Consider the following 19,832-nt stretch of genomic DNA (forward strand, 5'->3'; position numbering starts at 1 on the left):
GGAGGCCCGATGGGACACGCGCACGCGCACGGACCGGCCAACCGGGGCAGGCGGGTGCTGCGGACCGCCGCGCCGCTGTTCGTCCGCGAACCCGGGACCGGGGCGTACGGCGGGGCCGTGGTGCTGCACGACGTGTTCGGGGTGACCGAGTACGCCGAGGGGGCGTGCCGCAGGCTGGCGCGCGAGGGATGGATCGCGGTGTCGCCGTACCTCTACCACGAGCGCGGCGGACCGGCCTACGAGCCGGCCGAGCCCGCCGAGCGGGAGCGGGCGCGCGGCGAGCTGGCCCGGCTGTCCCCGGAGGACCTGGCGGCCGACGTCGAGGGCGCCCTGGCGTACCTCACGGGACGCCGGGGGCTGCGGCGCGCCGTGGTCGTGGGCCTGGAGGCGGGCGGATACCTGGCGACCTGGGCGGCGACGAGGTTCCCCGAGGTCGCGGCCGTGGCGGCGGTGAGCCCCGCGGGCGTGGGGGCCGCGCCGTGGGAGGGCCTGCCGCCGCTGGAACTGCTGGTTCCCGACCGGCGCGCGCCCTGGCTCGCGGTGGCCGCGGACGGGGACCCGGGGACGGAGCGGCTGCGGCCGGCCGCGGCGTCGGCGGGGCCGCGCGCGGAGGTGCGCGTGCTTCCCGGGACGGGCCCGGGGTTCTACCGGGAGGGGGCGCCGGAGCACGATCCCGCGGCGGCCACGACCTGCTGGGACCTCGTCCTCGCCTTCCTCTCCGAGGCCGAACGCCCACCCGGCGGAACGGCCGACCACGACGGTTGATCGCAGCGGCCGATCTCAGCGGTTGATCCAGCGGCTGGTCGCGACGGCCGATCTCAACGGTGTCCAGGTCCCCGAACCCCCGAGGGAGTGCCCATGACCACGGCCGATACCTCCGTAGCCTCGATCGCCGCCCGGCTGGAGCGGCTGCCGACCTCGCTCTGGCACCTCAAGGTGCGCACCGTCATCGGGGTCGTGACGTTCTTCGAGGCGTTCGACCAGCTCCTCGTGGCCTCGGCGCTCCCGCTGCTCACGCGCGAGTGGGGGCTGACGCCCGGGGACGCGACCGTGGCGATCACCAGCGGCTCGGTGGGCATGCTGGCCGGCGCGCTGGCGGGCGGCTGGCTCGCGGACCGCGTGGGGCGGGTCCGGCTGGTCGCGCTGGCGGTGGGGCTGACCGCCGTCACCAGCCTGGCGATCGCGTTCGCGCCCGGATTCGCCGCCTTCGTCCTGCTGCGGTTCCTGCAGGGTCTCGGGATCGGGGCCGAGGTGCCGGTCGCGGCGACGTACATCAACGAGATCGCCAAGGCGCGGCACCGGGGTCGCTTCGTGCTGCTGTACGAGCTGGTGTTCCCGGCCGGGCTCACCGCCGCCACGCTGGTGGCGGCCTGGGTGGTGCCGAACCTGGGCTGGCGCGCCATGTTCGTGATCGGCGCGGTCCCGGCGCTGATGGTGGTGTTCCTGCAGCGCCGGGTGCCGGAGTCGCCGCGCTGGCTGGCCGCGCGGGGGCGGCTGGCGGAGGCGGACCGGGTGCTCGCCGGGATCGAGCGCGAGGTGGCGCGGGGCGGGACGTTGCCCGCGCCGGTGGTCACGGCGGGCGGCGCGGCGGGCGCGCCGAGCACGCTGCGGGACCTGTTCGCGGGCGTCTACCTGCGGCGGACGGTGGTCGTGTCGCTGATCTGGTTCTTCGGGTACTTCGTGAACTACGGGATCACCGCGTGGCTGCCCACGCTCTACGTCCGCGCCGGGCTGCCGCTGGACGAGGCCCTGCGGTACAACCTGGTGACCAGCGCGGCGGGGCTGCTCGGCTGCCTGGTCGCCGCGCTGGTCGTCGATCGCGTCGGCCGCCGGTGGTGCCTGGTCACCGGGCTCGCCGGGGCGGCGGTGACGCTGCTCCTGCTGTCGCAGACCGGCGCGCGGACGGGCGGGCAGCTCGCGGTGTGGGCGTCGGTGGCGGCGCTGTTCGTGTTCGCCACCAACATCACCCTGTATCTGTACGGGCCGGAGCTGTACCCGACGCGCAGCCGCGCCCTCGGCTCCTCCTTCGGCGGGGCCATGAACCGGCTCGGCGTGATCGTCGGCCCCGTCGTCGTCGGCGCCCTCCTCGCGCGCGGCGCCGGGCTCGGCGCGGTCTTCGCGGTGCTCGGCGGCGCGGCCCTGCTCGGGGCGGTGGCGGCCCTGTTCGCCGTCGAGACCCGCCATCGCCGCCTGGAGGAGCTGTCTCCCGAGTGATCGGCGTCACGTCCGGGGACTATCGGCGTCACCGCCGGGGGCGATCGGCGTCACGTCCGGGGACTATCGGCATCACGTCCGGGGGCGATCGGCGTCACGTCCGGGGACGATCGGCGTCACGGCCAGGGGGCCAGCTCGGGCAGGTCGCCGTCGAGGCGGCCGTCCGGGGCGCGGCCGGCGAGCCAGGCGGTCAGGTCCTGCGCCGTGCCGCGCGCCGTGACCGGGTCACCCTCGCCGACGACCCAGCGCCGCTCGCCCGAGTCCAGCGTGAGGGCGATCCCGCCCGGCACGCGCGGCGCGAGGAAGCGCACCGTGTGGTCGCAGAAGTCCGTGCTCCACCTGGCCGGCCGGTACCCCAGGTCCAGGTCGACCAGGTGGATCTCCACCTCACGCCACCGCGCGTACACCAGGCCCAGCAGCGGCCCGGTCCGGAAGTTGACGTACTGGTCCCAGTCGCGGGTGTCCGCCCACGCCGCCTCCACCGCCGCGACCGCCCCGGCCACGGCCTCCCGCAGTTGGCCCGCCGTACGGCTCGCGCCCCGCTCGATCGCGGCGTCCCGGGCCGGGCGCCCGCCCGCGTACATCTCGACGATCTCGCCCCGGTTCGCGCGCTCGGTCAGGCGGGTGACGCCGGACGCGTGCTCGGCGAGGTGGGTGATCACGTGCCCGCGCGACCAGCCGGGCAGCGCGGAGGGGGCGCGCACGTCGTCGTCGCCGAGCCCGGCGAGGGTGTCGATCAGCAGGCGGTGCCCGGCGCGGACGCGGGCGATCAGCTCGTCTGGAGTCATGGGCGGCCACGTTACCGGTTAGACGGGTAACTCCGGAAGCCGGGGTAGCGTGGCGGGGTGAAAGGGTTCGACTTCCGGGGCGGACGGCACTGCCTGAACCTCGCCGCGACCGTGCGCCGCCGCTGGGGCGCCCCCGTCGAGCAGCTCACGGCGCCCGCGGACCTGGCCCGCTGGTTCACCGAGGCCGGCCTGACCGCCGGGCCGATCCCGGTCGAGGACGCCGACCTGGTGGCCGCCCGGGAGCTGCGCGAGGCGATCTACGACGTGATCACCGCGCACCGCCTGGGGCGCGAGATCCCCGCCGGGCCGCTGGCCACCCTCAACGCGTGGGCCGCCCGTCCGCCCCGGCCCCTCCGCCTCGACCCGGTGCCCGGCGCGCGCCCCCTCCTGGCGTACGGCGAGCAGCCGGCCGCGGGCCTCCTCGCCGAACTGGCCCGCGACGCCGTGGACCTCCTGGCCGGGCCGCACTCCCAGCGCATCCGCGAATGCGAGAACGACCGCTGCTCCTACCTCTTCGTGGACACCAGCCGCGCCGCCCACCGCCGCTGGTGCTCCATGGGCGCCTGCGGCGCGCGCGCCAAGATGGCCGCCTACCGCGCCCGGACCGCCGCCTCCCGATGACGCCGCCCCGCCGTACGGCCCGCGCGCCGGCGAGGTGGGACACTGGACGCCGTGGGACGCAAGCCGACCGTGGACCGAGAAGAGCTGCGCCGCCTGGCCGCCGCCGGACTGACCAACGCCGAGCTGGCGGCGCGCTTCGGCGTCAGCGAGTCCGGCATCCTCCAGGCCAAGCGCGCCGCCGGCCTGAGCCGCCCCATGCTCGACCACGGCGCCGCCATCCCCTGGAAGCTCCGCCGCGAGCACAACCAGTCCGGCCCGGCCACCAACCTCCGCAACCTGTCGGCCCTGGCCCAGGGCGCCCCGGTCCCCCCGACCAAGGCCAACACCGCCCTCCGCTGGGCCCGCCGCCTCACCGAGGCCGGCCTCGACATCACCTATCACCCCGACCGAGGCTTCGAAGAGATCCCCGCGGGCCCCGAAAGCCACCTGGCCCGAGTCCTCAAATCCGCCGAGGACCACCTGGCCTGACCGGCCCTAGGGCGTTCTCCCAAAGGAACGGGACGAACCGCTAGGGTTGGGCGGCTTCCCCGCGCCTGATCTTGAGGCTTCTGCTCTGTCACCGATTCGGGCTCCCCGCCCTCCTGCTCACGTCCGCGTATCTGCTCGCGGTGGCCGTCCTCGGCGTCCTTGATCCTCGTCGCAGCCCTGCGCGATAGCCGCCGCGGTCTGCGGCCGCCCGCCCTCGGCCTCGTCGCGGCGGCCCTGCTCGGCGTGCTCGCGACCATCCCCCTGCCCGAGATCGCCCTGGACGTGCCGAGCGAGGCCGCCCAGCCCGACCCCACGATGGGCTCGCTCTTCCACCGGCCCCTGGAGATCTAGGGCTGGCCCCTCCACGACCTCCAGGACCCATTCGACGGATAGCCCCGTTCTGGTTCAGGGTGGCGTTCCTCATCTCGGCGTCCGCCCTGCTCATCCTGCGCCGCGGATCGCGTCGGCCGTCGCCGACAGCCGTACGCCCTTGACACTCGAGGTGGCGCGGCCGGGCCGGGGGTGAGGACCTGCCCTGCCCCAGCGCGCGCCGGCGCCCCGGCCCGGCCACGGCTTTACTCTTCTTGAAATGAAAATCATTGTCAAATCGCCCGGGGCGGCTTGGTGCGGGTGGGGATGGCGGTTAGGGGGGTCAGGGGCGGTGGGCGGTGAAGAGGGCGGCGGCGCCGGTGGATTCCACTGTGACGCCGGTCAGGCCCAGGGCGGAGAGCCAGGTGCGGAGGAGGGCGGGGGTGATCTCGGCGGGGCCGAACACGCCCACGGCCCGGGACGCGGCGATCAGGGCGTTCTGGCGGAGGCCCGCCCCGGAGACCAGGCAGGTGCCGCGGAGTTCGCCGCCGGGGCGGAGGACGCGGGCCATCTCCGCGAGCGCGGCGCGCGGGTCGGGGAAGCAGTGGAGGCCGAAGAAGGTGAGGCACAGGTCGAACACGGCGTCGCCGTACGGGAGGGACTCGACGGAGGCGCGGACGAAGGACGCCCGGACGCCGCGCCGCCGGGCCTCGGACCTGGCGCGGTCCAGCATGAAGGGGGAGAGGTCGCAGGCGACGTACTCGGCGGGGCCGGTCAGGCCGCGGAACGCCACCCCGCCGCCGCAGGGGACGTCGAGGACCCGCCCGCCCTCGGCCGCGGCGCCCGCCGCCGCGATCGCGGCGTAGAAGCGGCGCAGGTCGGCGCCCCACAGGACACGGGCGAAGGCGCGGGCGACGGGTTCCCTCTCGACCGCGGAGTCGTACGCCAGGGCCGTCAGCCTCGACCGCCGCCAGTGATCCATTCCCTCACTGTCGCACATCCGGCCGGTGAGGTCACCGCGAGAGGACGGCCTCGGCGATCATCACCTGGCTCGGGTGCATCTCGCGCTCGCCGTCCGCGACGTCCCACAGCGTGTTCTGGAGCGCCCGGCCGAGGGTCCAGCCCGCCGCGCGCTCCCGGTCCAGCCCCATCACCTCGGTCATCAGGTCGAACCGCCGCAGCACGCGCGCCGGGTCGCCCGTCTCGGCCGTCTCGTCCCAGAGGTCGCCGAGCGCGGGCATCAGGTCGAACCCGGGGTCCCCGGCGAGCGGGTTCGGGTCGATGGCCAGCCACGGCTCCCGCTCCCCGGCCAGCACGTTCTTGTGGTGCAGGTCCCAGTGGAGCAGCCGGTCCCCGGACTCGGGCAGCAGCTCCCGCACCGCGCCCGCGCACATCTTCAGCAGGTGCCGGTCCCGCTCGCCGGCCAGCCGCTCCAGCGCCGCCGGCACCTCGCCGAGCATGTCCGCCGCCACGTCCGCCAGCCTGCGCATGCCGGGCGGGGCGGGGTGGGCGTGCAGCCGTACGAGCATCTCGGCGATGATCCGCGCCTCCTCGGCCTCGTCCCCGAGGACCGACAGCGGACGGGTGAAGTCCAGCCGCTCCAGCAGCATCGCCCCGGCCACGGGGTCGTCGGCGAGCAGCCGCACGGCGCCCCGCCCGTCCCAGATCCGCAGCGCGTCGTAGGACCCGGCGCTCTCCTCGTTCACCGGCTGGATCTTCAGCGCCGCCGGCGTCCCGTCCTCCCGCGTCACGGGGAGCACCAGCCCGGCGTACCCGTGCATCGCGTCCCCGTCGATCCGCAGCCCCCACTCGCCGAGGAACCGCTCCACGAGCCCCGGGACCGTCGCGATCCACGCCGGTCCCCCGTCCTCCGGCCCGTACTCCGCGTGCCGCGCCGCCAGCCCCTCCGGAACCGAGATCATTTCCCGAGGCTACCCATCCGCCCTGTGTGTCCGCTTCCGATTTTCTCCTCCGCCGGGGCGGTGGCGGCTGTACGGCTGACGCGGGGTCGGGCACCCGAATCGCCGGTGTCGGCGCGGACCCCTTCGGGCAGTCCGCCTCGGGGTGAAGCGGCCCCGGCTCGCCTGGCTGCCCGTTCCCGGCGCCAGGCCGAAAGCCTCGGGACCGGTCCCACCCGCGTCCTCACCCGATCCCCGGCACCTCGGGCCGAGCGCCGGTGCTCACCTATCGCCGCCCCGGCCCTGGCCCCGACACCTCGGGCGGGACCGTCGCCGTGGCGTGTCGTGCCGCCTCCCCTCGCTCAGCCCGCTTCCCCTCCTCGTGCCGTGATCTCGCGATCCCGCCCCATCCTCGGCTCCTCCCGGCGCCTCGGGTGGAGCCGGCGCCAGGGTGGAACTGCAAGATCACGGCTGGGGGATGGGGCCTGCGCCGTCCTCGCGTGGGGTCATATGTGGGGCGGGATCGCGAGATCACGGCCAGGAGGGGGTGGCGCCTGCGCCGCCCTCACCTCGGGTCGTGTGCGGGGTGGGACCGCATGATCACGGTCAGGAGGCGCGCCCCACGCGTGAGGATGGGCCGGGGTCAGGGGGTGCCGAACCAGCGGGTCAGGGCCGCCTGGAGACGGGACGGGCGGTCGCCCAGCCAGGCGACGTGGCCGTCGGGGCGGATCAGGAGGGCGTCCGCGCCCAGGGGGCTCTCGGACACGGCGGTGACGATGGCGACGCGCTCGGACCAGGGGGCGGCGGCGTCGCGGAGGTCGGGGCGGTCGGCGAGGTCGAGGAGGATGGGGAAGGCCGGGCGGAGGAGGTCGGCGAGCCGGTGGGTCTGGTCGCCGACCTTGAGCGCGGCGTTCGGGGCCAGGTGCCCGGCGCCGGGGACGCCGACGTCGTACCGGATGTCGAGCCCGCTGATCATGTTGCCGAGGTAGGCGTTGACCTCGTCGAGATGCATCAGGTCGGTGAACAGCTCGCGGAGGGGGTCCACCGAGGGGTCCGGGTTCATCAGGGCCATCTGGGCGCTGACGTTCCACAGCACGCGGGCGGCGACCGGGTGCCGCTCGGAGTGGTAGGTGTCCAGCAGCCCCGGCGGAGCCCACCCGTTGACCTCGGCGGCGAGCTTCCAGCCCAGGTTGAACGCGTCCTGCAGGCCGGTGTTGACGCCCTGCCCGCCCGCCGGGAAGTGCACGTGCGCGGCGTCCCCCGCGAGCAGGACCCGCCCCTTCCGGTACACCTCGGCCTGCAGCGCGGCGTCGCCGTACCGCGTGAGCTGGGCGGGGTCGGTCATGCGGACGGGGAACCCGGCGATGCGCTCGACGCTCGCCCGCAGCTCGTCCAGCGTGACGGGCGCCCGGCGGTCGGCGTGCGGCCCGCTCCAGTCGTACGTCGAGACGCGGCTGAGCCCCGCGGGGTGCACGTAGAACTGGACCCAGCCGCGCGGCGTGCGGGTCCAGCCCCAGGGCACGTCGTACGGGTCGAGCAGCCGCACGTCGCCCATCAGCGCCGCCACCGTCGCGCCCTTGCCGGCGAAGGGGATCCCGGCGAGCTTGCGCGTGGCGGAGCGCGCCCCGTCCGCGCCGACGACCCACGACGCGGTGAGGGTGTACCGGCCGTCGGGCCCGGCGATCTCCAGGGCGACGTGGTCGCCCCGGTCGTCGAGGCCGACGAGTTCGTGCCCGCGCCGGACCTCGGCCCCCAGCGAGGTCGCGCGCTCGAAGAAGACGTGCTCGGCCCACGCCTGCGGCGCGCCCACGTGCGCGGGCCCCTCCAGGTCGAGCTTGGCCAGGTCCAGGTCGAACATCAGCCCGAAGTGGAACGCGAACGGCCGGTCCGGCGGCCTCCGGTCGACCCGCCGCCCGCCGATCCCGCCCACCGCGTCGAGCAGCCCGCGCCGTTCCAGCATCTGCGCCGTGCGGGCGTGCAGCGTGCCCGCCTTCGACTGCCACGTGGGCTCGGGCAGCCGCTCCAGCACCACCGGCCGGACCCCCTGCAAGGTCAGCTCCGCCGCCAGCAGCATGCCCACGGGCCCGCCGCCCACGATGGCGACGCCGTACTCGACACTCATCTCTTTCCCCTCACCAGGCCGGGCCTTCCGTCCCAGGAACCCCGGCCGCCCCCCGCGCGTTGCGCCGGCCGTCGGTACGGCGGGCCGCGCCGGGCCGGGGGCCGGAAGTCATGGGACCCTTCGCGGAGTTGTCACGACTGTCCGGGAAGGACGCAATTTCGATCGTACGTAAACAGTCGTACAAAGCCGCCCTCCTGTCAAAGCGGCGCCGGCCGCCCCCGTCGCCGGCGGCCCGAGGCCGTACGGCGGGAGGCGTGGCGGGAGGCGGCCGTTCCCGGACGGGTCCGGAAGGGTCCCAGCGCTTCCCGGCGGTTCTGGAGGTTCTGGGAGGTTCCTGGAGGTTCCGGGAGGTGGAACGGCCGGGTTCCGCGCGGCGGAACGAGGCGTGGTTTCCGGGGCCCGGGTGGCACAGGCTGCGCAGCAACTCGCGCGGGAGTGCCGCGCGGGACGCGCGCGGAGCGCTCCCCCCGCCCGCGCCGAGAAAGGCTGCGATGATGCGAAACCGTCTCCGCCGCGCCGTGGCGACGTCGAGCGCCGGCGTGTTCCTGCTGGCCATGGGCGCGCAGGCGACATCGGCCCAGGCCGCGCCCGCCGACTCCCACATCCCCTCCGCCTGCGGCGACCGCCGTCCGCAGGAGGCGGACCCCGGGTCGTACGGCATGCAGCTCGACGGGTCGTTCCGGCATCCGGGACTGACCCCGGCGGGGGAGGAGCGGCACTCCTTCCCCGGCGGCGCGCGGGACCTCTTCCCCGCGACGAAGGGGTACGACCCCCGGTCGTACACGGAGGGGCCGGTGAAGGTGGAGGCGGCGTACCGCGGGCCGGACTTCACCCCGGACTACTTCCACACCTGGCAGAACGTGGTGGACTTCGGCGGGCGGCGCTACCTGTTCCAGTACGACCGCAGCGAGGCCCGCGTCTACGACGTCACCGACGTGCGGAAGGTCACCATCGTCGAACGGCTGAGCCGGAGCGACGTGGACGTGCCGTACGGCGAGAACCCCGAGCTGCGGGACGGGAAGGACTGGAAGGCGCACGACTACTGGGGCGCCTCGACCATCCAGTGGAACGCCCGGCTCAAGGCGTACGTCATGGTGCAGAGCTTCGAGCAGAAGCGCCAGGTGGGCGAGCTGGGCGACGCGCCCGGGCGCACCAAGTTCGAGAACCCCGAGGGCGTGGCCAGGCTGCGCGCGACGCCCGGCCTGAAGGGCTTCAAGGTCTACCGGCTGGACGGGCCGCGCAAGAAGGACTGGAAGCTGCTGTCCACGGTCACCACGGACAGCACGGTCGCGAACCCGCTGGACTCGCGGCCGGAGAGCACCCCGCAGCAGGGCTCGGGCTCGCTCGACGTGCCGTACTACATCGGCGAGAAGTACCTGTTCCTGGCCGCCGCGCCGCGTGACGACTGGGGCAACACCGAGGTCCCGACGTACCTCTACTCGGCGGGGTACCAGGCGTGGGACCTGTCGGACCCGGCCAAGCCCCGCAAGCTGGGCGAATGGCACCGCCCCGGCCAGGTCAGGGGCGAGGAGGCGGAGTACCGCAAGGACCCGCGCTGCGGGAACCGCACCTCCTGGATGGGCGCCCGCATGCCCCTCTTCTTCCCCAAGCCCGTCGAGCACGGCGGGAAGATCGCCTTCGCGGCCCTCGGCGGCTTCGGCCTGTCCGTCCTGGACGTGTCCGACCCGGCGAACATGAAGGAGATCTCGCACCTCTCCCTCCCCATGTCCGTCGGGGGCACGGAGGCGGACAACGTGGACGTCTCCCAGTACGAGCGCACGGGCATGATCTACGTCAGCGGGTACCCGCTCGGCGAGGACTGCTACGAGCCGTACAAGGACGTCTTCCAGGTCGACGTCAGGGACCCCGCCAGGCCACGCGTCGTCGGCGCGCTCCCGCGTCCCAAGCCCCCGGCGGGCGCGAAGTTCACCGACTACTGCCAGCGCGGCGGCAGCTTCGGCCCCAAGCGCACCGGCTACTACACCTCCCCAGGCGACCCGCGGCAGGGCCTGTTGCCGTACGCCTTCTACAACGCCGGGGTCCAGTTCTACGACGTCCGCGACGTCCGCCGTCCCCGCGTGGCCGCCCAGTTCGTCCCGCCGGGCTACAGCCCCGCGGTCCCCGACTACGCCCTCGGCAACCAGACCCACGGCATCTACGTCGAGTGGGACCGCAAGATCGTCTGGGTGTTCACCAACGACGGCGTCTACGCCCTGTCGTCCCGCCTCCTCGGCCGCCCCAACCTGGAAGCCCCCCGCACCCCCTTCCGCAACAGCGCCCTCTGACCCGCCCCGGCCCGCCGTCCGCACCGTACCGGGGGCCGGCCCGCCGATCCTGTACGGCGGGGCGGCCCGCTCCACCGCGCCCCCCCGCGATGAGCCCTGCGCGAGGGAGCCCTACGCGATGAACCCCTCGCGAAGGGGCCCCTCGCGCAGGGTCCCCTCCGAAAACCCCCCCGTGATCTTGCGATTCCGCGCCCACCCCACACTCCCCGAGGCCTCGCGTGGTGCCGGCGGCGGTGCGGAATCGCAAGATCACGGGCGAGGGAGTGAGGGGAGCGGGGGCTGCGAGAGGGGCATGGGAGAGGTGCGCAGGGGGTGCCGGGGCCCGGGGTCTAGGGGCGGGCTCCGGCCGGCGCCGCGGGTGGCGAGGGTGCGGGGACCGCTCTGGGGAGGGTGAGGGACAGGAGGGCGGCGGTCGCGGGGAAGAGGGTGATCACGGCCAGGGACGGGGCGAGGCCCAGGGGGGCCGACAGGGCGGCGGTGAGGGCCGAGGCCGTCGCGCCGCCGGCGAAGAAGGCGAGGTTGAGCAGCCCCATGCCGCCGCCCCGGGTCGCCGGGGGCAGGTGGGCGGACATGATGGCGGTCACCGCGACCTGGGCGGTGGAGAACGCGGCGAAGCCCAGCGACGCGGCGGCGATCAGGAGCACGGCCCCGCCCGCCAGCGCCGCCGCCAGGAGGACCGCGGCGAACGCGGCGGCCACGGCCGCCAGCAGTGTGTTCCTGGCCCGGGGGGAGCGGACCGCGCCGACCGCGCGGGACGCGACCACGCCGACCACCGCGCCGGGGAGCAGCCAGGCCCCGACCGCGAGGACGCTCATGCCGTGCTCCCTGACGAGGAGCTGGGGCGCGGCGTACATCGTGGCGAACAGCCCGCCGTACACCCCGATGCCCACGGCGGCCGCGACCAGGTAGGGGCGGTCGCCCACCAGGCGGCGGGGGACGAACCCAGAGGGGACGCGCCGGACGCGCAGGGCCAGGCCCGCCGCCGCGACCACGAACACCGCGCCGACCACGGCCGCGGCCACGCCGGGCAGGCCCAGCGTGCCCGCCTGGATCAGGATGAGGAACGCCGAGGCGGCCCCCGTGAGCAGGCCCGCGCCGGTGAGGTCCACGCGCGCGCCCGTGCCCGGCCGTACGGCGAGGCCCGCGCAGAGCGGGGCGGCCAGCAGCGACAGCGCGGGCAGGACCAGGGTGATCCGCCAGGACGCCAGCTCGGTGACCACGCCGCCCGCGAGGGTCGCCGCCGCCGAGAACACCGCCATCGACGCGCCGAACCCCGCGAGCATGGAGGCCCGCCGCTCCGGCGCGGCCGCCGCCGTCAGCGCGAGCGCGCACGCCGACATCGCCCCCGATCCGGCCGCGAGCACGAACCGGCCCGCGACCAGTACCCGCAGGTCGGGCGCGACCAGGCAGACGACCGTCCCGAGGGCGAGCACGATCGCCCCCGCGGCCAGCGTCCTGCGCACGCCCCAGGCGTCGGACAGCCGCCCGAAGAACGCCGTCCTCAGCCCGAGCGCGAGCGCGTGCGCCGTCAGCACCCACGCCACCTCGGCGGGCCCGGCCCGCAGCTCCGCGCCCACGTCCGGCAGCGCGACCCCGGCCGCCGTCACCCCGAACACCGCGGGCCCGAACAGCGCCCCGACCCGCACGCCCGCCGACCGGGCCCCGGCGGGCGCCGCCGCGACGGCCGCGTCCACGGAACTCGCGGAGCTCACAGCTCCCCCTTCCCGGCCGGAAGCGCCGCGGCCCCGGCGAAGACCCCGTCCGGATCGTGCGTGGCCCGCAGTTCCGCGAGCCGGGCCAGCGAGGCCGGGTCGTACGCCTCCCGGGCGAGCGGCGCCGCCGAGGGCCCGCCGAGGAAGTTGGCGAACCGCAACCCCGTGCTCCAGGGGGCGAGCGCGTCCAGCGGCGCCGGCTCGGGCGACACCGTGAGCACGGCGTAGGCCGCGTCGCGGTGGCCGAGCGCGCTGTCCTGGCCGGTCCTGCGCGACAGCGCGCCGCCGAGGTGCCGGGCCGCCGTCACGATCGCGCGGTCGTCCAGGTCGAGCAGGCGCTCGGCCGGCAGGTCGCGCAGCATCAGCGAGGTCTCGTGGTAGGCGTTCGGCTCGGTCGGGTCGTTGTGGACGTGGGCGACGTCGCCGTACGGCATCTCGCCGACCGCGTCGATGAGCGGCGCGGCGACGGCGCGCAGCGGGCGGACCAGCGCCTCGCCCTCCATCGCCGAGCCGGTGAACGCCACGGTGACCTGCACGCTCAGCCTCCCGCGCAGCGGCGCGGGCACGCCCTCGGCGTCCGGGAGGCGCAGCAGCGCGATCGAGGAGTTCATCTCCTCGGGGACGCCCCCGGTCCACTCCCGCCAGGCCGCGAGCAGGTCCCGCGCCGCGTCGCCCCCGAAGTAGAGCGAGCCGCCGTGGAGCCGCCGCACCGGCACCAGCCCGAACTCCACCTCGGTGACCACGCCGAAGCCGCCCTTGCCGCCGCCGCGCAGCGCCCAGAACAGGTCGCCGCCGGTCACCGTGATCTGCTCGCCCGCCGCCGTGACCAGCTCGAACGCGGTAACGCGGTCCGCCGCCCAGCCGTACGTCCGGCCGAGCACGGGCAGGCCGCCGCCGAGGGTGTACCCGACCACGCCGACCCGCGGCGACGACCCGTTCAGCGGGGCCAGCCCGTACGCCGCCGCGGCCCGCACGACCTGGTCCCAGCGGGCCCCGGCCCCGGCACGGGCGGTCCGCCGCACCGGGTCCACGCGGACGCCGTCCATGCGGCGAGTGCTGATCAGCAGGCCGCCGGCGGCGGGGAGGGCACCGCCGTGGCCGGTCGCCTGCACGGTCACGGGCAGCCCGCGGGCGGCGGCGTGGCGCACGGCCTCCGCGACGTCCCCGGGGCCTGTCGCGCCCACGACGATCTCCGGGCGGTGCTCGACGGCCAGGTTGAAACCGCTCGTCTCCCGCCGATATCCGTCCTGGCCGGGCGTCCACACCGGACCCCGGACCTGTGGTGACTGCTGGGTCGATCTCATGGGGCCCACCCCATCGCGGACGGGCCGGGCGAACCAGCGGTGATCCGCTCGTACTGTTATCACCTATCGTGATAAATGGAGGTCGGGATGGAGTTGCGGCAACTGGCGTACTTCGTCGCGGTGGCCGACCACGGCGGCTTCGCGCGGGCGGCCGAGAGCCTGCACATCGTGCAGCCGGCGGTGAGCCAGCAGGTCCAGCGGCTGGAGCGCGAGCTGGGCGTGCGGCTGTTCGACCGCTCCACCCGGCACGTGCGCCTGACCGACGAGGGCGCGCGCCTGCTGCCCGAGGCCCGCGCCGCGCTCGCCGCCGCCGACCGGGTGCGGCAGGTCGCCGCCGACCTCGTGACCGGGGCCTCCGTCACGCTGCGGCTGGGCACGAGTCCCGGGCCGGGGCCGCAGGTCTACCGGGTGCTGGAGGAGCTGGCCGGGGTGCGCGCCCGGCTGGTCAAGGTGCCCCTCGCCGAACGGCTGGCCGGGGTGCGGTCCGGCGAACTGGACGCGGCGCTGGTCCGGTCGCTGCCCGCGGTGCCCGGGCTGGAGCTGATCCCGGTCTGGTCCGACCCGCTGATCGTCGCCCTCCCGGCCGACCATCCGCTGGCCGCCGAGCCGGTGCTGCGCCTGGAACAGCTCGGGGACCTGCCGCTGCGCCTGGCGCCCCGGGAGAACAACCCGCCGTTCCACGATCTGATCACCGCCGCCTGCCGTACGGCGGGCGTGGATCCCCCGGCGGGCCCGCCGTTCACGACCCTGCAGGACACCCTCGCCGACCTGGCCTCGGGGTTCCCCTCGTGGACGGTGTTCTACCCGGTGCAGTCGGAGCTGCCGCGGGTGCGCAGCGTCGCCTTCCGGCCGCTGGCCGAGCCGGTCGCCGTGACCTACCTCGCGGTGCCCCCGGGGCCGCCCGCCGTGCCGCTGCGGCACCTGCTGGCGGCCTGCGCGAAGGTGTTCCCCGAGGTCTGACAGGATCGTTCGGGTGCGTATCAGCCTGGCCACCGAGCCCGCCCGCCCCGGACGGATCAACGAGGACCACGTCGCCGCCACCCCGGACACGATCGTGGTGCTCGACGGCGTGTCGACCCCCGAGGGGTTCCCGCTCGGCTGCCGCCACGGCACCCCCTGGTACGCCCGCGAGCTGTCCACCGCGATCCTGCGCCACGCCGCGCCTCAGGTCCCGCTCCCGGAGGCCGTGGCCGCCGCGATCGCCGAGGTCGCCAAGGCCCACGGCCCCGGCTGCGACCTCACCCATCCCGACCAGCCGGCCGCCGCCCTGGCGGTGGTACGGCGGGCCGCCCGCGCCGTGGAGTACCTCGTCCTCGCCGACTGCGTGGTCGTCCTGGACACCGGCGACGAGGTGGCCGCGATCACCGACGACCGGCTCGCCCGCCTCCCGATCCCCGAACGCGAGGCCGCCCGCGGCCCCGGCCGGGACCGCGCGGCCGCCGAGGCCCTCATCGCCGCCAAGCGCCCCCTCCGCAACCGCCCCGGCGGCTACTGGGTGGCCGAACTCGACCCGTCCGCCGCCCACCACGCCGTCACGGGCGCGGCCGAGGGCGTCCGCCGCCTCGCGGTCCTCACCGACGGCGCGTCCTGCCTGGTGGACGCCTACGCCCGGACGACCTGGCCCGCCCTCCTGGACCTGGCCGAATCCCAGGGCGCGCAGGCGGTGATCGCCGAAGTCCGCCGCGCCGAACTCACCGACCCCGCGGGCACCCGCTGGCCGCGCCACAAACCCCACGACGACGCCACCCTCGCCTACGCCCACCTGCCCTGACCGCCTCCCCCTTCCCTCCCGGCCCGTGATCCATCCCCGCCCGTGATCTTGCGATTCCGCGCCGGCCCCTCACGGGCCGAGGCTTCGGGTGGTGCCGGCGGGGGTGCCGGGCCGCACGATCCTGGAGAGGTTCTTCGCCTTGGCGCGGGGGCGTCGGGGGTCAGGAGGTGACGCGGACGTCGTCGACGGCGGATTCGACGAGGGAGGCGGGGTCGGCGTCGGTGGCCTCTATCTGGAGGCGGATGGTCTGGCCTGCGTAGGGGGTGAGGTCGGCGGTGGCCTGCCGCCAGGTGGCGGGGACCTGGCTGGCGGAGGCGGGGCGGTCGAGGATCGTCGCCGTCGTCGTGGGGGTGATCACGCGGACGCGGAGGTGGTCGGCCGCCGAGGCGTTGTTCAGGTGGGACAGGTAGTAGGACAGGGTCAGCGTGGGGCGGGTGCCGGCCGGGAGGGCGATCTCGGGGGAGCGGACGCTGGTGGTGCCGCCGTCCACGTCGCCCGCGCCCGCCGAGGAGCCCGCGGCGCGCCCGGTGACCAGGGCGTTCGTGCCGCTGACGGTCGTGCCGGACTGGATGGTGGCGCCGTTGTACGTCGTGGGCTCGGGGTCGCCGCGCTCCCAGCGGCCCGAGGTCGCGGTGTCGGCGCCCGCCGCGTTGACCGTCCAGCCGCGGTCGGACTCGAAGTCGTCGGCGAACAGCGGGGGCGTCGTCGTCCGGGGCGGGAAGCGCACGACGCGGTCGTCCTCGGGGACCGGGGTGCCGCGGCCGTCGCGGTTGCTCGTCAGGATCCACAGGTGCCCGTCGGGCGCCACGGCCACGTGCCGCAGCCTGCCGTACGTCCCGTTGAGGACGGAGTCGGGGGTGCCCGCGCCGCCGGAGCCGGTCAGCGGGACGCGCCAGAGGCGGGTGCCGCGCAGCGCGGCGGCGAACAGGGTGTCGCCGGCGATCGCGGCGCCGCTGGGGGAGGCCTCGGCGGTGGTCCACGTGACGATGGGGTTGCGGAATCGGGGGTCGGTGCCGGTGCCCTCGACCGTCGGCCAGCCGTAGTTCCCGCCCGCGACGATGTGGTTGACCTCGTCCCAGCGGTTCTGGCCGAACTCGGTGGCGTACATCAGGCCGCGCGCGTCCCAGGCGAGCCCCTGCACGTTGCGGTGGCCGAGCGTGTAGACGAGCGACCCGCCGGTCGGGTTGTCCGGCGGGACGGTGCCGTCCGGGCGCATGCGCAGGATCTTGCCGCCGAGGCTCTGCGGGTTCTGCGCGTTGGCGGTCTGGCCGGCGTCGCCGGTGCCGGCGTAGAGCATCCCGTCGGGGCCGAAGTGGATCCGGCCGCCGTTGTGGATGCTCGCCTTGGGGATGCCGGACCTGATGACCTGCGGGGTGATCGTGCCGCCGAGGCGGAAGCGCACGACGCGGTTGTCGGCGCTCGCCGTGAAGTAGGCGTAGACGTACCCGTCCTGGGCGTACGACGGGGACACCGCGATCCCCAGCAGCCCGCCCTCGCCCCCGGGCACGACCCCGGGCACCCGCGCGACCTCCTGGGCCGCCCCGCCCGGCCGTACCTGGAGGATCCGGCCCGAGTTCCGCTCCGAGACCAGCGCGCTCCCGTCGGGCAGGAACGCCAGCCCCCACGGGATGGCCAGGCCGCTCGCCACGACCTCGGGCCGCGTGAAGTCGAAGTCCGCGAGCCGCGCGGACGCCGCCGCGTCCCCGGGCCGCGCGGACGCCGCGTCCCCGGGCCGCGCGGAGCCGGCCGAGCCCCCCGGCCGGGCGGTCACCGTCGCGGCCGGCACGGCGGAGGCGGGCGGCGTGGCGGCGGGCGGCGCGGCCGTGCCGCCCGGGGCGGGCGCGTGCGTGGCGCCCGCGGACGCGGTGATCGTGGGCCGGGGTACGGCGGGGCCGCCCGCGACCTCGCCGTGGGCGGGGGAGGAGAGGGCGGCCGGGGCGGCCAGGGCCAGGATGGCGGTCACGACCGGCGTCAGGCGGGGCTTCATGCGGACTCCCAGGGTCGCGGGCGCGGCCCTCGTCCCACCCGCCCCGGGACGCGCGCGGGCGGAAGGGCCCTCCGTCCCGTTATCCCGACCCGCCCGCGCGCACGTCAACCCATACGCCCCGGCGTCACCCTCCTTAACCTTTAAGACTCTTGCCCGGAAGGCCGCGGTTTCCGGCGGGCCGACGCGGGCAGTCGGCAGTCATGATGAGGCGCCTGATGTCCGGAGCCGCCGGCGGAGCCCTGGCCACGGCGGCGATGAGCGCGGTGATGTACGCCGGCGACAAGGCCGGCCTGATGCCCGACCAGCCGCCCAAGCGCATCACCCGGGCCGTCCTGCCCGGCGGCCGCTCCCTGCCCAAACCCGGCGAAGGGGCCTTGGGCCTCGTCTCCCACTTCGCCTTCGGCACCGCCGCGGGTGCCCTCCTCTCCCTCCTGCGCGGGAACCGCCGGGTGCCCCCCGCCGCCGGCGCCGCCTACGGCCTGGCCATCTGGCTGGCCAGCTACCAGGGCTGGGTTCCGGCCATCGGCGCCCTCCCCCCGATCACCCGCGACCACCCCTCGCGGGCCGCCCTGATGGCCGCCGCCCACATCGCCTACGGCACCACCCTCGCCACCGCGCTCAACCGGGCCCGCCCCACCCCTCCGACCCCCTGGCCCCCCGCCGCCCAGCCCGCCACCACTCCCCACCACACCCCCGCCTTCTGACCCCGCCCCAGACGCCCCCTGGCCGCCCCATCAGGCACCGCCCGCCGCCGCCGAGCCGTACCGCGTCGTCGGCGGCTCGCCCTCCTCGAAGGCCCGACAATGGGGGGTTTCTTGACAAGGGGAATTGTCGGGCGGCAGGGTTGGGGGATGTTCGAGGTGGCGGTCATCGAGGATCCGGCGGCGGCCGAGGTGTCGCTCGATCCGGTGCGGGCCCGGTTGCTGGCCGAGCTGGCGGAGCCCGCCTCGGCGGCGACGCTGGCGGGGCGGGTCGGGCTGCCCCGGCAGAAGGTGAACTATCACCTGCGCACGCTGGAGCAGCACGGGCTGGTGGAGCTCGTCGAGGAGCGGCGCAAGGGGAACATGACCGAGCGCGTGATGCGGGCCACCGCCGCGTCCTACGTGATCTCCCCCCAGGCGCTGGCGGCGGTGCAGCCGGACCCGGCGCGGGCGCCCGACCGGCTGTCGGCGCGGTGGCTGCTGGCGGTGGCGGGGCGGCTCGTGCGGGACGTGGGGGCGCTGATCACGGGTGCGGAGCGGGCCGGGAAACGCGTCGCCACGTTCGCGATCGACGGCGAGGTGCGGTTCGCCTCCGCCGCCGACCGGTCCGCCTTCGCGCGGGAGCTCGCCGAGGCCGTCACCCGGCTTGTCGGCAAATACCATGACGAGTCGGCCAGAGGCGGGCGCGCTCACCGGATCGTCGTCGCCGTCCACCCGGCCGCGCCCCCGGCCGAGGCGGAACCGTCCCCGGCCGCGCCGTCCACCGCCGGGGAGGACTGATGGGTCACCGCTTCGAGACGTCCCACGAGACCGAGGTGGCCGCGACGCCCGAGCAGGTGTGGGAGGCCATCGCCACCGGGCCCGGGATCACCTCGTGGTTCATGGGGCGCAACGAGGTCGAGCCCGGCGAGGGCGGGGTGGTCCGGCTGGCGTTCGGCGACTACAGCCCCGAGCAGCCGATCACCGCGTGGGACCCCGGGCGGCGGCTGGCGTACGGCGCCGAGCCCGGCCCCGACGGCCGCTTCGTCGCCTACGAGTTCCTGGTCGAGGGCCGGGAGCGCGGAAGCGCGGTGATACGGGTCGTGACCAGCGGATTCCTGCCCGGGGACGACTGGGAGGACGAGTTCGAGGCGATGTCGCGGGGCGGCGCGCTCTTCTTCCGCACGCTCGTGGAGTACCTCGGCCGGTTCGCCGGCCGCGCGGCCACCCCGATCACCGTGGCCGGGCCCCCGGCACCGGATCTGGACCACGCCTGGGCGGCCCTCCGCAAGGCCCTCGGCCTCCCGGGCGTGACCGCGATCGGCGACCGCGTACGGCTCGCGCCCGGCGGCGGCCTGCCGGAGATCGACGGCGTCGTGTACTTCGCCGACGACCAGGCCCTCGGCGTCCGCGCCGGCGACGCGATGTACCGGTTCGTCCGGGGCTTCTTCGGCGCCTTGGTCGTCCAGCACCTCGTCTTCGCCGACGTGGACGTCTCCGCCGCCGAATCCGCCTGGTCCGCCTGGCTCACCCCCCTCTCCGCCTGACCGCCCCTCGCCGCCCGCCCGGCACCCGAGGGGGCGCGGTGGCCCCCGTGCTTGCCTTAATCGACAACTAGGTTTACCTTAATGGGCAACCAGGTTGTCTTTTTGATCCGCCGTGCCAGGCCACGG

At 75.6% G+C, this 19,832-nt stretch carries 18 protein-coding genes; 11 read left to right on the top strand and 7 right to left on the bottom strand.

What is annotated here, in order from left to right; genetic code table 11:
• Positions 1 to 9: 9 nt before the first annotated feature.
• Both D5H75_RS29280 and D5H75_RS29285 read left to right on the top strand, forming a co-directional pair.
• Positions 10 to 765 carry a dienelactone hydrolase family protein gene (locus tag D5H75_RS29280; protein WP_119929802.1) on the top strand — a complete coding sequence of 252 codons (756 nt, stop codon included), beginning with the start codon at positions 10 to 12 and terminating at the stop codon, positions 763 to 765.
• A gap of 93 nt (positions 766 to 858) precedes the next feature.
• Positions 859 to 2,214: an MFS transporter gene (locus D5H75_RS29285; protein ID WP_119929803.1), complete on the top strand. Its 1,356-nt coding sequence runs from the start codon at positions 859 to 861 to the stop codon at positions 2,212 to 2,214.
• Positions 2,215 to 2,330: 116 nt separating this feature from the next.
• Here D5H75_RS29285 and D5H75_RS29290 read toward each other — a convergent pair whose 3' ends face one another.
• Positions 2,331 to 3,002, bottom strand: a complete 672-nt coding sequence (locus D5H75_RS29290) for a maleylpyruvate isomerase family mycothiol-dependent enzyme (RefSeq protein WP_119929804.1) — start codon at positions 3,000 to 3,002, stop codon at positions 2,331 to 2,333.
• Positions 3,003 to 3,059: 57 nt separating this feature from the next.
• On the opposite strand from D5H75_RS29290, the gene D5H75_RS29295 reads away from it, so the two are divergent.
• The 3 genes from D5H75_RS29295 to D5H75_RS29305 all read left to right on the top strand — a co-directional run bounded on the left by D5H75_RS29295 (position 3,060) and on the right by D5H75_RS29305 (position 4,442).
• Positions 3,060 to 3,623 (top strand): CGNR zinc finger domain-containing protein, encoded by a 564-nt coding sequence (locus D5H75_RS29295; protein WP_119929805.1) that lies wholly within the window; start codon positions 3,060 to 3,062, stop codon positions 3,621 to 3,623.
• A gap of 51 nt (positions 3,624 to 3,674) precedes the next feature.
• A complete protein-coding gene (locus D5H75_RS29300) occupies positions 3,675 to 4,091 on the top strand; it encodes a helix-turn-helix domain-containing protein (protein WP_119929806.1) in 417 nt (138 codons plus the stop codon).
• Between the two features lie 159 nt (positions 4,092 to 4,250).
• Positions 4,251 to 4,442, top strand: a complete 192-nt coding sequence (locus D5H75_RS29305) for a hypothetical protein (RefSeq protein WP_119929807.1) — start codon at positions 4,251 to 4,253, stop codon at positions 4,440 to 4,442.
• A gap of 301 nt (positions 4,443 to 4,743) precedes the next feature.
• Here D5H75_RS29305 and D5H75_RS29310 read toward each other — a convergent pair whose 3' ends face one another.
• From D5H75_RS29310 to D5H75_RS29320, 3 genes are all read right to left on the bottom strand, one after another.
• Positions 4,744 to 5,382 (bottom strand): class I SAM-dependent methyltransferase, encoded by a 639-nt coding sequence (locus tag D5H75_RS29310; protein WP_119929808.1) that lies wholly within the window; start codon positions 5,380 to 5,382, stop codon positions 4,744 to 4,746.
• A 31-nt stretch (positions 5,383 to 5,413) separates the two neighbouring features.
• Positions 5,414 to 6,322 carry an aminoglycoside phosphotransferase family protein gene (locus D5H75_RS29315; RefSeq protein ID WP_119929809.1) on the bottom strand — a complete coding sequence of 303 codons (909 nt, stop codon included), beginning with the start codon at positions 6,320 to 6,322 and terminating at the stop codon, positions 5,414 to 5,416.
• A gap of 619 nt (positions 6,323 to 6,941) precedes the next feature.
• Positions 6,942 to 8,420 carry an FAD-dependent monooxygenase gene (locus tag D5H75_RS29320; protein ID WP_119929810.1) on the bottom strand — a complete coding sequence of 493 codons (1,479 nt, stop codon included), beginning with the start codon at positions 8,418 to 8,420 and terminating at the stop codon, positions 6,942 to 6,944.
• 491 nt (positions 8,421 to 8,911) lie between these two features.
• Here D5H75_RS29320 and D5H75_RS29325 point away from each other — a divergent pair, with 491 nt between their 5' ends.
• Positions 8,912 to 10,705, top strand: a complete 1,794-nt coding sequence (locus D5H75_RS29325) for an LVIVD repeat-containing protein (protein ID WP_242454597.1) — start codon at positions 8,912 to 8,914, stop codon at positions 10,703 to 10,705.
• A gap of 329 nt (positions 10,706 to 11,034) precedes the next feature.
• On the opposite strand, the gene D5H75_RS29330 is transcribed toward D5H75_RS29325, so the two are convergent.
• Both D5H75_RS29330 and D5H75_RS29335 read right to left on the bottom strand, forming a co-directional pair.
• Positions 11,035 to 12,417 (bottom strand): MFS transporter, encoded by a 1,383-nt coding sequence (locus D5H75_RS29330; RefSeq protein WP_202638615.1) that lies wholly within the window; start codon positions 12,415 to 12,417, stop codon positions 11,035 to 11,037.
• Positions 12,414 to 13,721: an FAD-binding oxidoreductase gene (locus D5H75_RS29335; protein WP_119929811.1), complete on the bottom strand. Its 1,308-nt coding sequence runs from the start codon at positions 13,719 to 13,721 to the stop codon at positions 12,414 to 12,416. The genes D5H75_RS29330 and D5H75_RS29335 overlap by 4 nt, the downstream gene beginning before the upstream one ends.
• 87 nt (positions 13,722 to 13,808) lie before the next feature.
• On the opposite strand from D5H75_RS29335, the gene D5H75_RS29340 reads away from it, so the two are divergent.
• Positions 13,809 to 14,681, top strand: coding sequence for a LysR family transcriptional regulator (locus tag D5H75_RS29340; protein WP_119929944.1), 873 nt, complete (start codon positions 13,809 to 13,811; stop codon positions 14,679 to 14,681).
• A gap of 13 nt (positions 14,682 to 14,694) precedes the next feature.
• Positions 14,695 to 15,492 (top strand): protein phosphatase 2C domain-containing protein, encoded by a 798-nt coding sequence (locus D5H75_RS29345; protein WP_202638616.1) that lies wholly within the window; start codon positions 14,695 to 14,697, stop codon positions 15,490 to 15,492.
• Positions 15,493 to 15,652: 160 nt separating this feature from the next.
• Here D5H75_RS29345 and D5H75_RS29350 read toward each other — a convergent pair whose 3' ends face one another.
• Entirely contained in the window at positions 15,653 to 17,479 is a 1,827-nt protein-coding gene (locus D5H75_RS29350; protein WP_119929812.1) for a PQQ-dependent sugar dehydrogenase, read from the bottom strand.
• Between the two features lie 215 nt (positions 17,480 to 17,694).
• Between D5H75_RS29350 and D5H75_RS29355 the strand changes: the two genes are divergently transcribed.
• From D5H75_RS29355 to D5H75_RS29365, 3 genes are all read left to right on the top strand, one after another.
• Entirely contained in the window at positions 17,695 to 18,183 is a 489-nt protein-coding gene (locus tag D5H75_RS29355) for a DUF6789 family protein (RefSeq protein WP_202638617.1), read from the top strand.
• 147 nt (positions 18,184 to 18,330) lie between these two features.
• Positions 18,331 to 18,960 carry an ArsR/SmtB family transcription factor gene (locus tag D5H75_RS29360; protein ID WP_202638618.1) on the top strand — a complete coding sequence of 210 codons (630 nt, stop codon included), beginning with the start codon at positions 18,331 to 18,333 and terminating at the stop codon, positions 18,958 to 18,960.
• A complete protein-coding gene (locus D5H75_RS29365) occupies positions 18,960 to 19,706 on the top strand; it encodes an SRPBCC family protein (protein ID WP_119929813.1) in 747 nt (248 codons plus the stop codon). The genes D5H75_RS29360 and D5H75_RS29365 overlap by 1 nt, the downstream gene beginning before the upstream one ends.
• Positions 19,707 to 19,832: the final 126 nt, after the last annotated feature.

Source organism: Bailinhaonella thermotolerans (assembly GCF_003594875.1).
Lineage (GTDB): Bacteria > Actinomycetota > Actinomycetes > Streptosporangiales > Streptosporangiaceae > Bailinhaonella > Bailinhaonella thermotolerans.

What these genes read in the sequence shown, in the direction of transcription:
- D5H75_RS29280 (WP_119929802.1), top strand. Translation starts at nt 10, where the DNA reads ATGGGACACGCGCACGCGCACGGACCGGCCAACCGGGGCAGGCGGGTG.
- D5H75_RS29285 (WP_119929803.1), top strand. Translation starts at nt 859, where the DNA reads ATGACCACGGCCGATACCTCCGTAGCCTCGATCGCCGCCCGGCTGGAG.
- D5H75_RS29290 (WP_119929804.1), bottom strand. Translation starts at nt 3,002, where the DNA reads ATGACTCCAGACGAGCTGATCGCCCGCGTCCGCGCCGGGCACCGCCTG.
- D5H75_RS29310 (WP_119929808.1), bottom strand. Translation starts at nt 5,382, where the DNA reads ATGGATCACTGGCGGCGGTCGAGGCTGACGGCCCTGGCGTACGACTCC.
- D5H75_RS29315 (WP_119929809.1), bottom strand. Translation starts at nt 6,322, where the DNA reads ATGATCTCGGTTCCGGAGGGGCTGGCGGCGCGGCACGCGGAGTACGGG.
- D5H75_RS29320 (WP_119929810.1), bottom strand. Translation starts at nt 8,420, where the DNA reads ATGAGTGTCGAGTACGGCGTCGCCATCGTGGGCGGCGGGCCCGTGGGC.
- D5H75_RS29325 (WP_242454597.1), top strand. Translation starts at nt 8,912, where the DNA reads ATGATGCGAAACCGTCTCCGCCGCGCCGTGGCGACGTCGAGCGCCGGC.
- D5H75_RS29335 (WP_119929811.1), bottom strand. Translation starts at nt 13,721, where the DNA reads ATGAGATCGACCCAGCAGTCACCACAGGTCCGGGGTCCGGTGTGGACG.
- D5H75_RS29340 (WP_119929944.1), top strand. Translation starts at nt 13,809, where the DNA reads ATGGAGTTGCGGCAACTGGCGTACTTCGTCGCGGTGGCCGACCACGGC.
- D5H75_RS29350 (WP_119929812.1), bottom strand. Translation starts at nt 17,479, where the DNA reads ATGAAGCCCCGCCTGACGCCGGTCGTGACCGCCATCCTGGCCCTGGCC.
- D5H75_RS29355 (WP_202638617.1), top strand. Translation starts at nt 17,695, where the DNA reads ATGTCCGGAGCCGCCGGCGGAGCCCTGGCCACGGCGGCGATGAGCGCG.
- D5H75_RS29360 (WP_202638618.1), top strand. Translation starts at nt 18,331, where the DNA reads ATGTTCGAGGTGGCGGTCATCGAGGATCCGGCGGCGGCCGAGGTGTCG.
- D5H75_RS29365 (WP_119929813.1), top strand. Translation starts at nt 18,960, where the DNA reads ATGGGTCACCGCTTCGAGACGTCCCACGAGACCGAGGTGGCCGCGACG.